Raw genomic sequence first — 13,672 nt, forward strand, 5'->3', positions numbered from 1 at the left:
AATTTTAAGAATTGCATAATTTTTTAATTAGGTTTATAAGGCAAAATATCCAATTTTAGATATTTTGCATAAAGAATACCTCTTTTTATATTTATAACATCATAATTTAATTTTTGAGATAAAAAAGATGCCAGAATTCTTGTTCTGCTTCCTGTTCTGCAGATGATAGCAAAAGGCTTTTTTGTATCAACAGCACTATTTAGTTTTTGTAAAAAATCATTTATATCATAATTGCCTTTTTCATCAAAAAACATAATAGGTATAGAGCCTTTTAAAAGTCCAGTCTCTCTCCACTCGGCAGGAGTTCTTATATCAACAATCGGTATTTTTGAATCAAGCAGTGCCTGAGAAGCTTCTTCATTTTTAACAGTAGCAAAAAGCCAAGTGGATAAAAGCAAAAGTGATAATATTGTTTTTTTCAATATAATTCTCCATTATAAATAATTAAGTGTATAATTATACTAACAAATAAATAATAGGTTAAAAATGGCATCACAAAAAGCGATAAACAATTCACTTAGACTTCGTTATATAAGAGCATTAGAGAGATTTCACAAGAGTGTTGTTTCTTATTTGTCGAGTACATCAGATATCACTAAAGAGGGATATGAAAAAAAAGTCAATAACAGTTTAAAGCTACTACAAAGGGTTGAAGAGACAGCTCTTTACAAAGGTGACTTTCAAGATCTTGAAAAGTTGATTAAAAAGATTATCAACTATAAAAACAGTGATAAAAACATAGATGATATAAAAGAGGAAATTCTTTATGAATCAAATCAGTTAGATAAAACTAAAAATGCCAGACATTATAAAAAAGATAAACATTCCCACTCTAAATTTAATGACTGGGAATAGTTTAACTGCCGTTATAAAAACATAAATTGTGATAATAAAATAATAATTACAACCAGGCTAAATGGGAAGAAGTGGCTTTTAAATACCCAGGGGTTTATTTTAAAAAGTTTCTGATTGATTCCTCTTATGCCTAACCATAAAGCAAAAAAAGCTTTGATGGAGAGTAGAGTTTGAAAATATGAGAGTGTACCGTTTTCTATTTTTCCAAATATTTGAGAAATAAGGTACAATCCGCTTGCAACAGCTACCATTAAAGCATATGGAACAACTTTTCTTACATGCATCATAATAGCTTCTCTTGCTTTTGCATGTTCGTCATCGTTTAAAGTTTCTTTCATTTTAGAAAGAAATAAAACATCAACAAATAAAAATCCGCCGTAAATAAATACTGAGAAAATATGAATTGTATGAACTAGAGTATAAGTAATAGAGTATCCTTTTTTTGATTTGAATTTTAACATAAAATAGGGCTGATATATTTGTTTTATATTAATTGTTGTAAAATGTAAAAATAAATTTATAAAAAAAATGGAAAAATATGGATATAACACGGGAAAATATTAAAAAATCATTGACAGGTGATAGTGCTCAAAATAATGTTTTTTTTCAAGCGGTTCAAGAAGTTCTTTACTCTATATCTCCACTATTAGAATCAGATAAAAGATATGATAAATACTCTATTTTAGAGAGATTGGTAGTACCGGATAGAGTTATAAAATTTAAGATAGTTTGGTTGGATGACAGTGGGAAGATTCAAGTTAATACTGGATATAGAGTTCAGTTTAACAATGCTATTGGACCATATAAGGGCGGACTTCGCTTTCATCCAAGTGTTAATGAGGGTATTTTAAAATTTTTAGGATTTGAGCAGATTTTTAAAAATTCACTTACAGGTTTGCCTATAGGCGGAGGAAAAGGCGGAAGTGATTTTGATCCTAAAGGAAAAAGTGATTTTGAAATTATGAAATTTTGTTCAGCTTTTATGACTGAGTTGCATAAGTATATAGGTCCCCGCATAGATGTTCCCGCCGGAGATATCGGAGTGGGAGCACGAGAAATAGGGTATCTTTTTGGAGAGTATAAAAAAATCACATCATCTTATGACGGTGTTTTAACAGGAAAGCCATACATGTTTGGAGGCTCACATATGAGACCGGAAGCAACAGGATATGGAGTTATATATTTTACTCAAGCAATGCTTGAGATGGAAAAAAAAGAGAGTTTAGTCGGTAAAAAATGTGCAGTAAGCGGAGCAGGTAATGTTGCTTTGCATGCAATAGAAAAACTTTTACAAATTGGGGCAATTCCGGTTACATGTTCAGATTCAAAAGGAACAATATATGATTCTCGCGGCCTTGATTTAGAGCTTTTAAAAGAGTTAAAGTTAGAAAAAAGAACTTCGCTTGAAAAGTATATAGAGTCTCATCCAGAAGCTAAATATATCCCTGTTTGCGATTATATTGACGGTGAGCATGCAGTTTGGAATATTGAGTGTTATGCCGCTTTTCCGTGTGCAACACAAAATGAGCTCAATGAAGCAGATGCTCAAAACTTAATCTCTAATGGCTGTGTATGTATAAGTGAAGGAGCAAATATGCCTTGTACCCCTGAAGCAATAGATGCTTTTTTAAATCACAACATCTGTTTTGCTCCGGCAAAAGCTGCAAATGCCGGCGGTGTCGTAGTCAGCGAATTTGAAATGAGTCAAAATGCTTCTATGCAGAGATGGAGTTTTGAAAAGATAGATTATAAACTAAAAGATATTATGCAACAGATTTGTAAAAGAGTGGTACTTACCGCAAAAGATTACGGGGTTGAAGGAAACTATGTTGATGGTGCAAATATAGCAGGATTTAAAAGAGTCGCAGATGCTATGATAGCAGAAGGAATTTAGTTTTTTACTCTATATTTAGACTTTTTTGATAAAATCTAAAATAAAAAAAAATTATATATAAAGAAGAAATATGCAAAACACAAAAGCAAGAGTTAATATCTATGCACTTTTATCTCGAATATTATTGCAAGAGTTAGATGAAAATATGCTAGATACAATAAAAAAAGATGAAAATATTTTGGATTTTCTCCCAACTTTAAAAAATTGGGAGCCTTTTAAAGAGTTGCAAAATAACAAACTACTGGAGGAGTATTTTAATCCAGATTTTGTAAATCTCTCTCTTTTGCATCTTATCCCTTATGAAACATTTTACACTAGAGAAGATCAGAAGATTGAGACAGGCGGAGCAAATCCGGTAACTGATATATACAGCGCATATGATTTTATGGTTGATTTTGAAGCAGCTCGTACTATTTCAGCCGATCATATCGGAGTTGAACTTGAGTTTATGCATCATTTGGCAGAAGCTGAATTGAAAGCTATTGAAAATAATGATAAAGATGCTATAAAAAATCTTAGAGAAGTGCAAAAAGAATTTTTAAATAAACATCTTTTACAATGGGCTCCGATGTATTTGATAAATGTTAAGTATGAGGCTAGAACTCCTCTCTATTATGATACTGCGGATATGGCTTTGGAATTTATCTTAAGTGATAATGAATATCTCAGCAAAGAGTTAAGTGCATAAATGATACAACTTAAAGCCAGTCGTTGTATTCGTTCTCTCTCAAAAGAGAGTAATTGCAACAGATGTGAAATTATCTGCCCGACAGGGGCTATTGTTGTAGGAGACAATCCTCTTCCGGCAATTAATTTTTCTTCATGTGTGGGATGCGGAGCGTGTGATGCAGTCTGCCCGAATGAGGCACTCTCTTTAGATGATTTTAATTCTACAAATTTCTTTTTTAAATATATAGAAGAGAGTGATAATCTTATCTCATGCAGAAAAAATGTTCCATGTATAGCAGCTTTAAATGTAGAAAATATAATCTCGATGGCTCTGCTGAAAAAAAAGATGATTTTTGATATTGGACATTGTGATGCATGTGCAATAGCACATAAGTGCAAACCTGAGATAGAGAAAAACTATGAAGAGGCTTTATATATATTAGAGGCTATACAAAGTGATGCCGTTATAGAATTAAAAGATGTTAAATATGAAGATAAAGACGAAGTAAAAGAGAGTAACAGAAGAGAGTTCTTTAGCAGAATAAATTTAAAAAATGTCGCTAAAACCAAAATGAAATTTGAAAAAGAGATACAAAAAGCAACTGATGCATTAGTTGAACATACTTTGCAAAAAAGTGATATTGCACTCTTAAAACAAAAACGCATAACAGATAGAAGAAAGCTTCTGTTTATGGCTCTTAGAAGGGTCGATAAACCATCTATATATCACACAATTGAAGCAGGTGAACTAACATTTACCTCAATGAAACAAATAGATAGCAAAACATGTACTGCCTGTCAAATGTGCTATAGAGTCTGTCCGAGCGGCGCACTTAGTTCAGATATAAAAAATTCAAAGATAGATTTTGATCCGTTATTGTGTATAAAGTGTCATATTTGTCATGATGTGTGTGAACCTAATGCAATCATACTTTCGCCTGTTTATAAAATAAAAGAGTTTTTTGAACCTGAAGTTCACAATTTGATAAAATTTAATGTTAAAAGATGTGATGAGTGCAATATGATTTTTAGTACAAACAATAGCAGTGATAAACTCTGCTACAGATGCAAAGCAGAAGAGCAAGAGGCTAGAGAACTTTGGGGAATAAAGGAAAATATATAATATGATGAACAATGCAAATGAGATATCACATCATACAAAGCTTTATGGTTTTATAGGGGAATTTGCAGGACAGAGTAGTTTGTCTGCAATATTAAATAAGCTTTTTAAAGTAAAAAACAAAGATGCCATGATGATACCTATGAACATTAGGGAGGATGATTTTTATTATACTGTAGCAAATATGAAAAAATCGCATGTAAATGGTGCGTTTATATCCAATGAGTATACAAAAAATGTAGTAGAACTTTTGGATGAAGCAAGTGAGGCAGTTTTAAAATCAGGCATGTGTGATATTATTTTAAGAGAGGGACAAAAACTTATTGGTGATATTTTGGGCATAAATGTATTGGCAAAATTTTTAAAAAACAGAAATTGTAAAAAAATAGCACTCATTGGAATTGATTCAAGAGCGAAAGCATTTTGTTTTTTAAGAGATGATTTTGAAATAAGTTACTTTTATAACGATTTGGAAAATCTTATGAATTTTACTATTGAGATGGGAGTAATAAATCCTGATATAAATCGTATATCAGATAGTGTAAATATTGATTTTTCAAATTATGATGCAGTTATAGATTTTTCTGATTTAGAGAGTTTGGATATGGTCGATAAATTTAGTGATATAAATTTGGATATGAAGCAAAAAAAAGAGTTTTCAGCACTTAAATTGAGAGCAGATGAACTTAAAGCAAATTATATTGGGTTTGATGCTATGTTAGAAGAATTAAGCAGCGTTATTTTTGAATTTTTAGAAAAGAAGCAGCATCTAGATTATGACAAAAGCAATATGAGATTTTAAAAAAATAAAGGAAAAAAATGAATCAACATGATTTAAGTGATTTAAGAGCAGAGTTTGATAAGTTTGTAAAAGAGAGATGTCCAACAGATCCTGAAAATTTGCAAGAGCAAAATTCGGATGCTTCAGACAAAGAGGATGAAGAGAGTGTTCCGCAATTTGTAGAAACACTTACAAATAAACTTTTAGCACCTGCAATTAGCGGCGTCTATCTCTCAAGACTTGATATAAAGAGAATAGCTGAAGCAATAGATGAGTCTCTTCCTATTAAAGAACGGATTAAAATGATTCGAGCTCTTTTTAGACATACAAATACAAAACAATATTTAGAAGATGCTTTTGGTGAGATAAACAAGCACATTAATGGGCGTATTTTAATCTATCAAGAGCTTGGTGAAGCATTTCCGGCATCTAAAACAATCTTTGATGAGCACTCCAACAAGGCTAGAAAAATTATGAAAATTTTTGAGCACATTATAGAAGATTTTGAAGAGATAGAACCCTCCGAAGATCCGCTGTTTGTTTAGTTTTGAAAGATTAAACGAGAAAATGTCTTCTCATTTTGTAGAGCAGTATAGATAATAGTATCGCTGCTATCGATGCAATCATAAAAAGAGGAGTGCTCCCATAATTGTCCCACAGCCATCCGCCAATAGTAAGCGATAGCAGGGTCATTACTCCTATGGAGGTATAATAAACTCCATATGCAGTTGCTTTAAGCTCCTTAGGTGAAGTGTCTGAAATAATGGCTTTGGCAAGTGCATTAAAACCGCCGGCGAAAAAGCCGTAGATACCAAATCCTATCCATGCTCCCCAAATATCTCCTGAAACCATAGCAAGTGCTCCCAATCCAAAAGCCATATAGACAACGGATAAAAGTGTTGCTTTCCCAAATCGATCTGCCATTTTTCCAATTGGTATGGCAAAAATCGAGAGAATAAGATTATAAAGAGTATAGGCGAGCGGAATAATTGCTAATGCCATGCCGTTGTCTTGAGCCTTAAGAATCATAAAAGAGTAGTTCATTGCAAAGAGGCTGAAAAGACTCTGAAAAATGAGCAACCAGTAGAACTGCTTACTTAGTGATTTAGGACGAAATTGTTTTAGAGGCACCGGTGTAAAAGAGGTGTCTGTAACAAAAAAGATAAGAATTGCCATGGCAATAAGACCGGGAATAAGACTTAGAGCAAAAATAGTTCGAAAAGATGCCTCGCTCTCTCCCAAAAACCAGAGCAATCCAAAGGCACTTAAGCTTCCTACAACGGCTCCTGCACTGTCCATCATTTTATGAAAGCCAAAAACAAAGCCGCTGGACTCATTTTGAGTAGAGTCGCTGATAAGAGCATCGCGAGGTGCGCTGCGGATTCCTTTGCCGATGCGATCAGCCACTCTTATGGTGGCAATCATGGCAGCACTCTGAGCAAAAAAAGCAAAAGGTTTGATGATGTTAGAGAGACCATATCCGATAATTGTGAGTACTTTGCGTTTTCCGATTCGATCAGAATAAAAACCAGATAGTGCAATTAGCAGAGCAACTCCGAGCTCAGCCACTCCTTCTATTAGACCGATTTCTCCTTTGCTTGCATGTAAAAATCTATCTAAAAAAATGGGCAAAAGAGGAAGTATCATTTCTGTTGAGAAGTCTGTAAAAAAGCTATTCGCACCTAATGCGATAACATTTTTATCTATTTTATTCATAAGAACATATCCTCTTTTATCTGCTTCCAACACTACTGTTGTAAAAGCAAATTGATATAGAATTAAGACTATTTATCTTATATAAGTTATGCTACATCATGCCTTGAAGTTGTAAAAATCCCTGCCAAAGAACAGCACTTAAAATTCCCGCTACAAATCCTGCAACGATATCATCGCCAACGACGCCGACACCACCTTTGGCCTCTCTGTCCAGTCTACCGATAATAGATGGTTTTTTTATATCAAAATATCTAAACAGTACAAAAGAGAGTAAACTTTGAATTAAAAAACCATTTTGCAAATCAGCAACTTCATTTAAATTTACACTGATTGCAGGTGCAACGCTAAGAGCAAACCACATTCCGATCAACTCATCAATAACTATGCGTTTATCATCATGTATAGCGCTTTTTTTTTCGTACTTGTTTATTTCACGAATGGCTATTGCAGAGATTAAAACAGTAGCTAAAAAAAGAGTTTGAGCATCAAAATATATAAGTATAAGCATACCAAGAGGCAAAGAGACGAGTGTTCCGACAGTTCCCGGAGCTTTTGGTGCAAGCCCGCTGTATCCCAAAGTTATAAAAAACCAGTTCATTTTTTTCCTTCAGTAAATTTGTAAAACAACAAAATTATGTTAATGATGTTGTTTGATAGAGTTTCATTAGTTCCAAGTAGAAGTCATTTTCAGTATGCTCTTCTAAAAGCCCTTTGCTAGGGAGTATGTCATAATAGATTTTTTCTAAATTTTTAAATCTATTAGGATGAAGTTTAGATAGGACTACGGCTGAAATCTCTTTTCTCATTAGTATTGTAGGCGGTAAAATGCCAAGTTCTAAAAGTTCCAGTATGGAGTTTGAATGATAAGAAATTTGATGATGCTGGCCATGCGGGCAAGTATTTTTACTCACAAGTGTAGTACATTTGTCGCAATAAACATACTCGCTTGCAACGGTGATTTCAATATCTATTCCTATTACTTTGTCAATGATGGATTTATTTGAATTACAATCATAAAACATTCCAAGCCCGGCATGATTTCTGCCAATTGTTAATCTGTTGCAGCCATAGTTTTTAGCAACTACAGCATCAATTATTATTTCATTGTATCCTGCAAAAATATAACTGTTTTCAAGCGGTACAACAACTACATGATTTTTTGTTAAAAAATTATTTATAAAAAATTCAAGAGACTCTTTTCTTATTTCAAAAGATAAGTTTGATTCTGAATATGGTTTTAATAAAAAAATTACAAGCAAATCAGTGCTGTCGAGTGTTTGACGAATCAGTTTTTCATGTGCTCTATGCAGAGGATTTCCTGCCATTACAAGAGCAGTTGTATGTTTTGCATTTATAAGTTTTTTAGCTTCTTGTATTTTTTGTTTGTTTGTATTGCTGGATTTATTTAAGAGAGTATACTCTCCGCTGACGGCCAATGAACCAAGTCTGTTCAGTGTTGTCATAACACCGGGATGAGAGATGTCATCTGTTCCATATATATGTTTTATTCTATCTCTGGGGTCTATATGAAAAACTTCATCAACTATTAAAGAGGCAAAAGGTTTTTTATCGAAGAGAATAGTAATCTCCTCTCCTTTTTGCAATGAACGCAATACCTCTGCATTTATTTTGCCTGATGGGGCCAAAATAAAGGGAAAAGGAAAAGATTTACCATTGATAAGCCCTGTTTTTAGTACGCTTTCACTCTCTTTTTTATTCATTAACGACTCAACTGGGGAGAGTAAGCCGTCTTTGAGAAGTTCAAGTGCCGCCGCTGCTTCTTTGTCTATTAAAAGAGTTTTATTTTTTCTTGACAATGTCATACTTCTTTCTTTTTTCCCATAAACTTTTACGGCTGATTCCTAATTTTTTTGACAGTTCGGTATCGGGAAATTTGTGTTGATAGTTTAAAACGATAAATTTTACATAATCTTCAATAGGGAGAATTTCTCCCTCATCGAAGATATTGTTTTCACTTTTAATTTCTATAATATCATATGTTTCATCATCTATTTTGTCAGTACTGGAAATTATAGCTTTTTTATTTTCAAGTGATGAATAAAGAGCTTTTCTCTCGCTTTTTTTAAGAGTTTGAAAATCTATAATATAAATAAGCGAATTATCAGTAATTGATTCTATCTCATTTATGGCTTTTGGGTCACTAAGAGTTATAAAATGTAGTGGTAAATTTTTCTTTTTTGCATATTCAAAAGCGAAAGAGTCTGCATGTTTCTGATATGGTGAAAAAATAAAAATAGGAAGTTGCAGATTATCAAAGTTGTGCTCGCTGTCAAGAGATGCAAAAGAGTGCGTCAAATATTTTTCATAAGCTTTATTTCTTCTTTTTAACTTTTCATACTCTTGATAATGATTTATCTTCCTAATAAGTTCTTCAATCATAAAAGGTTTGAGTATATAATCTTTTGCCCCCGCCGAGAGAGGTTTAGACACGGTATCGTTGCTTATATATGAAACCATAAGAATTATAATAGATTTTTTAAATGTCTCTATTACAGGATTAAAATCCTGACCGTTTATGTTTGTTGAAAGCAAAACGACATCATAGTTGTTGCTTTTTATTGCATCTCTTGTTGATGTGCACATTTCACACACATGACCCAGTTCACTTAGTTTTGTAGCTATGCTTTGCGCTAGGTAAACTTCATTTTCTATAATTAGTATCTTCAAATTTTTGTCCAATCAAAATATTTTAAATTTGCGTTGGCAATAACACCAACACCTTCGCTTCTGCCGATAAAACCAAGTTTTTCAGTTGTTGTGGCTTTTATGTTTACTCTTTGGCTCTCTATATTTAAAATAGTGCTGAGCACTTTTCTCATTTGTAGCTTATAGTTGCCGATTTTAGGTTTTTGGGCTGCTATTGTCAAATCTACATTTATAATTACAAATCCAAAATTACAAAGTTTTGTAACAACTCTTTTTAAGAGCTTTTTTGAGTCTATATTTTTATAAGCAGTATCATTATCCGGAAACATCATACCGATATCTCCCATTCCGGCAGCGCCGAGAAGAGCATCAATAAGAGCATGAATTGCCACATCACCGTCACTGTGAGCTTTAAATCCATATTGGGAATCTATCTTTACACCGCCAAGATACATTTCACCCTTTTCATCAAAAGCGTGAACATCAAATCCAGTTCCGCTTAATATATCATTTGAGGGCGGGTTAAGGCATTGTAACTTTTTTAAATCTTCTATATGAGTTATTTTATGGGCACTGCTTTGGCCTAAAATAAACTCTCTTGAGCCTCCGTTTGCAACTATTGCACTGCTCTCATCCGTAAATTCCTCTTTTTGCTCAAGAGCACTTATGAGTGCAGCGGTAATTGAAAGTTGTGGTGTTTGAACAACTTTTACTCTATCTCTGTCAATTGTTTGATCATCATATACTATAGTATCATTTACTTTTAAGTAAGGAACAATGCAGTCACTTTTTCCTCTATATGAAATAATATTTTGCAAAAATTCTTCACTTATGCAAGAACGGGCAATATCACTTACTAAAACAAATTCTGTATCTACCTCTTTAAGAGAGTTTTTTAAAGACTCTTGTCTGCTGTTTCCGCCCTCTATAAATACAAAATCAGAGTAATATTTCATAAATTCTATATCATCTAAAGATGAAGTTATGATAATTTTTTTAAAAAGTTTTGTTTTTTCACATTTTTCGGCGACAAACTGCCATAATGGTTGATTTCCAACTCTAAGCCATTGTTTCTTTATATCTAGTTCAAAGCGTGTTGAACTGCCTGCTGCAAGTAAAATAAGTGTTACATTAGACAATAAAACTCCTAAAATATATAAGTGTTACGAAATTATACACATCAAAAGCTTTTTTTTCTCTTGAAGCAGGTAATAATTTCGCAAAAATTTAATTTAATATATAAATTATTAGAGCAGATAATCAACTTAATATTATATTAACTTTATTTGACTATATTTTCAGTGCATGATAGTGGTATATAATTAAAGTGGGAGAGAATATGAGAACTTCATGGGTAAAAAAGCGTCAAAACGACCCTGTTAAAACACAAATGCATTACGCAAAGCAAGGTATTATTACCGAAGAGATGGAGTATGTGGCAAATATAGAAAATCTATCTCCTGAGTTAGTTCGCAGTGAAATAGCAAGAGGAAGATTGATTATTCCTGCAAATGTAAATCATACTTCACTAGAACCAATGGCAATAGGTATTGCAGCAAGATGCAAAATCAACGCAAATATTGGTTCGTCCGCAATAGCATCTGATATACAAGGCGAGGTTGAAAAGATTCAGGTATCTCAACATTACAAAGCAGATACTGCGATGGATCTTTCAACAGGGGGCGATTTGGATGAAATTCGCAAGGCTGTAATTGCTTCATCTAAAATACCTATAGGAACGGTTCCAATTTATCAAATACTACATGATGTCGGAAATAAAATAGAAGATTTAAGCATAGATGTAATGCTTGAAGTACTCGAGCGTCAAGCAAAACAGGGTGTTAGTTATTTTACTATTCATGCAGGATTTTTATTGGAGAATATGCCAAAAATTGCTAAAAGAAAAATGGGAATAGTAAGCCGCGGAGGCTCTTTAATGGCTGCATGGATGATGCACTATCATAGAGAAAATCCTTTCTATACGGCATATGACGATATTTTGGATATTTGTGCAAAATATGATGTTGCGCTTTCTCTAGGTGATTCTCTTCGTCCTGGATGTTTGGCAGATGCAAGTGATGATGCTCAGCTTGGCGAACTTAAAGTATTGGGTGATTTGACTTTAAGAGCATGGGAGAGAGATGTTCAGGTTATGATAGAAGGACCGGGACATGTTCCATTAAATCAAATAGAACGCAATATGAAACTTCAGCGTGAACTTTGTCACGAGGCACCTTTTTATATTTTAGGACCATTGGTAACAGATATTGCTGCCGGATATGATCATATAAGTTCAGCAATCGGTGCTGCGGTCGGCGGATGGCACGGTGCATCAATGCTTTGTTATGTTACTCCAAAAGAACATCTAGGACTTCCAAACGCAAATGATGTAAGAGAAGGTATTATTGCTTATAAAATTGCTGCTCATGCAGCTGATATTGCAAGAGGGCGCAAAGGTGCTAGAGATGTTGATGATGCGATGAGTGATGCAAGATATAGTTTTAATTGGGAAAAACAATTTGAACTTGCGCTTGATAGCGAAAGAGCTAGAGAGTACCATGATGAAACGCTTCCTCAAGATGTTTTTAAAGAGGCAGAGTTTTGTTCAATGTGCGGACCGAAATTTTGTTCATACAAGATAACGCAGAATATTATGGATAATCCGGAAGCAATTGATAAAATCATACAAGATTCAAAAGAAAAATAAAAAATAGTTTATAAAATAAAATTTATTGATATAGGATAATTTTTGTCTTATTTAATTATGGTAAAATTTTGTTCTAAAAACAAATGGGGCTTTGCCCTAAAGGCGTTGTTAAATTAAATAAAAAGGAAAATATATAGAATGACAAAAGATATTGTAAATTCAGCACTATCAAAAGTTATGTATCCAGGTTTTACAAAAGATATAGTAACTTTTGGTTTTGTTAATAGTATAGAAATTAACGGTAATGATGTTAGTTTTAATGTTGAGATTACATCAAGTGCTCCAGAGGTGAAGCAACAAATTATTGATGATGCAACAAAAGAGCTAAAAGCAGTCGGTGCGGGGAATGTTACGGTAAATATTAATGCTCCGAAAATGCCTGAGCCTCCAAAGCCAAAGAGCAAAAATATTGCTCCGCATATTAAAAACTTTTTGATGGTCAGTTCAGGAAAGGGCGGAGTCGGTAAATCGACAACATCAGTAAATATAGCTATTGCTCTTGTAGCACAAGGTAAAAAAGTCGGTTTACTAGACGCAGATATCTATGGACCGAATATTCCTCGTATGTTAGGTGTAGCAGATGTTAAGCCTGAAGTTTCAGGAAATAAAGTTCTTCCAATTAAAGCGTATGGATTAGAGATGATTTCAATGGGCTCATTGATGGAAGAGGGAAAATCTCTTATGTGGCGCGGGCCAATGATTATAAAAGCAATCGAGCAGTTCTTAAGTGATATATTATGGAGCGATTTGGATGTTTTAGTTATAGATATGCCTCCTGGAACAGGTGATGCACAGTTGACATTGGCGCAAAGTGTACCGGTTACTGCGGGTCTTACAGTAACTACTCCTCAATCAGTTTCGCTTGATGATTCTCGTCGTTCACTTGATATGTTTAAAAAATTAAATATTCCAATTGCAGGAATTGTAGAAAATATGAGCGGTTTTATTGCACCGGATACAGGTGTTGAGTATGATATTTTTGGTAAAGGAACTTCACAGCCAATGGCAGAAGAGTTTGATACTAAAATAATTGCTGAAATTCCTATCGAACCAAGTATAAGAACCGGTGGAGATGAAGGAAAACCAATTACATTTGTTAATCCAATGAGTGAAAGCTCAAAGCGTTATATGGCTGCCGCTGAATCTATTTGGGCTACTATCGAAGAGGTAAATGCAAGTGGTGGAGTTAGCAATGAAAATGTTCAACCAGTCACAGCACCAGGCGGTAAATCTGCTTGCAGTATGTAAAAATATGACGCATTT

General features: G+C 33.6%; 15 protein-coding genes. 8 read left to right on the plus strand and 7 right to left on the minus strand.

The genetic code is table 11. The features are described 5' to 3' along the window. Positions 1-23: 23 nt before the first annotated feature. The gene (locus tag CVO_RS02555) at positions 24-422 is read right to left on the minus strand and encodes a rhodanese-like domain-containing protein (protein ID WP_152299728.1); all 399 of its coding nucleotides are present in this window, start codon (positions 420-422) and stop codon (positions 24-26) included. 64 nt (positions 423-486) lie between these two features. Here CVO_RS02555 and CVO_RS02560 point away from each other — a divergent pair, with 64 nt between their 5' ends. Beyond that, positions 487-855: a hypothetical protein gene (locus CVO_RS02560; RefSeq protein WP_152299727.1), complete on the plus strand. Its 369-nt coding sequence runs from the start codon at positions 487-489 to the stop codon at positions 853-855. 11 nt (positions 856-866) lie between these two features. On the opposite strand, the gene CVO_RS02565 is transcribed toward CVO_RS02560, so the two are convergent. Then, entirely contained in the window at positions 867-1,316 is a 450-nt protein-coding gene (locus CVO_RS02565) for a hypothetical protein (RefSeq protein WP_241690995.1), read from the minus strand. Between the two features lie 77 nt (positions 1,317-1,393). Between CVO_RS02565 and gdhA the strand changes: the two genes are divergently transcribed. The 5 genes from gdhA (at position 1,394) to CVO_RS02590 (ending at position 5,864) form a co-directional block, all read left to right on the plus strand. Continuing rightward, positions 1,394-2,749, plus strand: coding sequence for an NADP-specific glutamate dehydrogenase (gene gdhA, locus CVO_RS02570; RefSeq protein WP_152299726.1), 1,356 nt, complete (start codon positions 1,394-1,396; stop codon positions 2,747-2,749). Between the two features lie 70 nt (positions 2,750-2,819). Beyond that, positions 2,820-3,437 (plus strand): TorD/DmsD family molecular chaperone, encoded by a 618-nt coding sequence (locus CVO_RS02575; protein WP_159569824.1) that lies wholly within the window; start codon positions 2,820-2,822, stop codon positions 3,435-3,437. Beyond that, positions 3,438-4,541: a 4Fe-4S binding protein gene (locus CVO_RS02580; RefSeq protein WP_159569826.1), complete on the plus strand. Its 1,104-nt coding sequence runs from the start codon at positions 3,438-3,440 to the stop codon at positions 4,539-4,541. It abuts the gene before it with no gap. Position 4,542: 1 nt separating this feature from the next. Continuing rightward, complete coding sequence (locus tag CVO_RS02585; protein WP_159569828.1) at positions 4,543-5,340, plus strand: hypothetical protein; 798 nt, start codon at positions 4,543-4,545, stop codon at positions 5,338-5,340. A gap of 17 nt (positions 5,341-5,357) precedes the next feature. Beyond that, positions 5,358-5,864, plus strand: coding sequence for a hypothetical protein (locus CVO_RS02590; protein ID WP_159569830.1), 507 nt, complete (start codon positions 5,358-5,360; stop codon positions 5,862-5,864). 10 nt (positions 5,865-5,874) lie between these two features. Here CVO_RS02590 and CVO_RS02595 read toward each other — a convergent pair whose 3' ends face one another. From CVO_RS02595 to CVO_RS02615, 5 genes are all read right to left on the minus strand, one after another. Next, positions 5,875-7,035, minus strand: a complete 1,161-nt coding sequence (locus CVO_RS02595; protein ID WP_159569832.1) for an MFS transporter — start codon at positions 7,033-7,035, stop codon at positions 5,875-5,877. Between the two features lie 91 nt (positions 7,036-7,126). After that, complete coding sequence (locus tag CVO_RS02600) at positions 7,127-7,633, minus strand: phosphatidylglycerophosphatase A family protein (RefSeq protein WP_152299720.1); 507 nt, start codon at positions 7,631-7,633, stop codon at positions 7,127-7,129. A 34-nt stretch (positions 7,634-7,667) separates the two neighbouring features. Continuing rightward, positions 7,668-8,858, minus strand: coding sequence for a sulfate adenylyltransferase (locus CVO_RS02605; RefSeq protein ID WP_159569834.1), 1,191 nt, complete (start codon positions 8,856-8,858; stop codon positions 7,668-7,670). Next, on the minus strand, positions 8,836-9,723 hold the full coding sequence (locus CVO_RS02610) for a response regulator (protein WP_159569836.1): 888 nt from the start codon (positions 9,721-9,723) through the stop codon (positions 8,836-8,838). The genes CVO_RS02605 and CVO_RS02610 overlap by 23 nt, the downstream gene beginning before the upstream one ends. Next, on the minus strand, positions 9,720-10,841 hold the full coding sequence (locus CVO_RS02615) for a bifunctional 2-C-methyl-D-erythritol 4-phosphate cytidylyltransferase/2-C-methyl-D-erythritol 2,4-cyclodiphosphate synthase (protein ID WP_159569838.1): 1,122 nt from the start codon (positions 10,839-10,841) through the stop codon (positions 9,720-9,722). Before CVO_RS02615 ends, CVO_RS02610 begins: the two co-directional genes overlap by 4 nt. A gap of 200 nt (positions 10,842-11,041) precedes the next feature. On the opposite strand from CVO_RS02615, the gene thiC reads away from it, so the two are divergent. Both thiC and CVO_RS02625 read left to right on the plus strand, forming a co-directional pair. Continuing rightward, a complete protein-coding gene (gene thiC, locus CVO_RS02620) occupies positions 11,042-12,409 on the plus strand; it encodes a phosphomethylpyrimidine synthase ThiC (RefSeq protein ID WP_159569840.1) in 1,368 nt (455 codons plus the stop codon). A gap of 138 nt (positions 12,410-12,547) precedes the next feature. Then, positions 12,548-13,657: an Mrp/NBP35 family ATP-binding protein gene (locus CVO_RS02625; RefSeq protein ID WP_152299715.1), complete on the plus strand. Its 1,110-nt coding sequence runs from the start codon at positions 12,548-12,550 to the stop codon at positions 13,655-13,657. Positions 13,658-13,672: the final 15 nt, after the last annotated feature.

It is taken from the genome of Sulfurimonas sp. CVO, from assembly GCF_009883775.1.
Lineage (GTDB): Bacteria > Campylobacterota > Campylobacteria > Campylobacterales > Sulfurimonadaceae > Sulfurimonas > Sulfurimonas xiamenensis.

Excerpts from the sequence above, each read along its gene's own strand:
- CVO_RS02580 (WP_159569826.1), top strand. The coding sequence starts at position 3,438 with ATGATACAACTTAAAGCCAGTCGTTGTATTCGTTCTCTCTCAAAAGAG.
- CVO_RS02585 (WP_159569828.1), top strand. The coding sequence starts at position 4,543 with ATGATGAACAATGCAAATGAGATATCACATCATACAAAGCTTTATGGT.
- CVO_RS02605 (WP_159569834.1), bottom strand. The coding sequence starts at position 8,858 with ATGACATTGTCAAGAAAAAATAAAACTCTTTTAATAGACAAAGAAGCA.
- CVO_RS02625 (WP_152299715.1), top strand. The coding sequence starts at position 12,548 with ATGACAAAAGATATTGTAAATTCAGCACTATCAAAAGTTATGTATCCA.
- CVO_RS02600 (WP_152299720.1), bottom strand. The coding sequence starts at position 7,633 with ATGAACTGGTTTTTTATAACTTTGGGATACAGCGGGCTTGCACCAAAA.
- CVO_RS02590 (WP_159569830.1), top strand. The coding sequence starts at position 5,358 with ATGAATCAACATGATTTAAGTGATTTAAGAGCAGAGTTTGATAAGTTT.
- CVO_RS02565 (WP_241690995.1), bottom strand. The coding sequence starts at position 1,316 with ATGTTAAAATTCAAATCAAAAAAAGGATACTCTATTACTTATACTCTA.
- CVO_RS02575 (WP_159569824.1), top strand. The coding sequence starts at position 2,820 with ATGCAAAACACAAAAGCAAGAGTTAATATCTATGCACTTTTATCTCGA.
- gdhA (WP_152299726.1), top strand. The coding sequence starts at position 1,394 with ATGGATATAACACGGGAAAATATTAAAAAATCATTGACAGGTGATAGT.
- CVO_RS02560 (WP_152299727.1), top strand. The coding sequence starts at position 487 with ATGGCATCACAAAAAGCGATAAACAATTCACTTAGACTTCGTTATATA.
- CVO_RS02595 (WP_159569832.1), bottom strand. The coding sequence starts at position 7,035 with ATGAATAAAATAGATAAAAATGTTATCGCATTAGGTGCGAATAGCTTT.
- thiC (WP_159569840.1), top strand. The coding sequence starts at position 11,042 with ATGAGAACTTCATGGGTAAAAAAGCGTCAAAACGACCCTGTTAAAACA.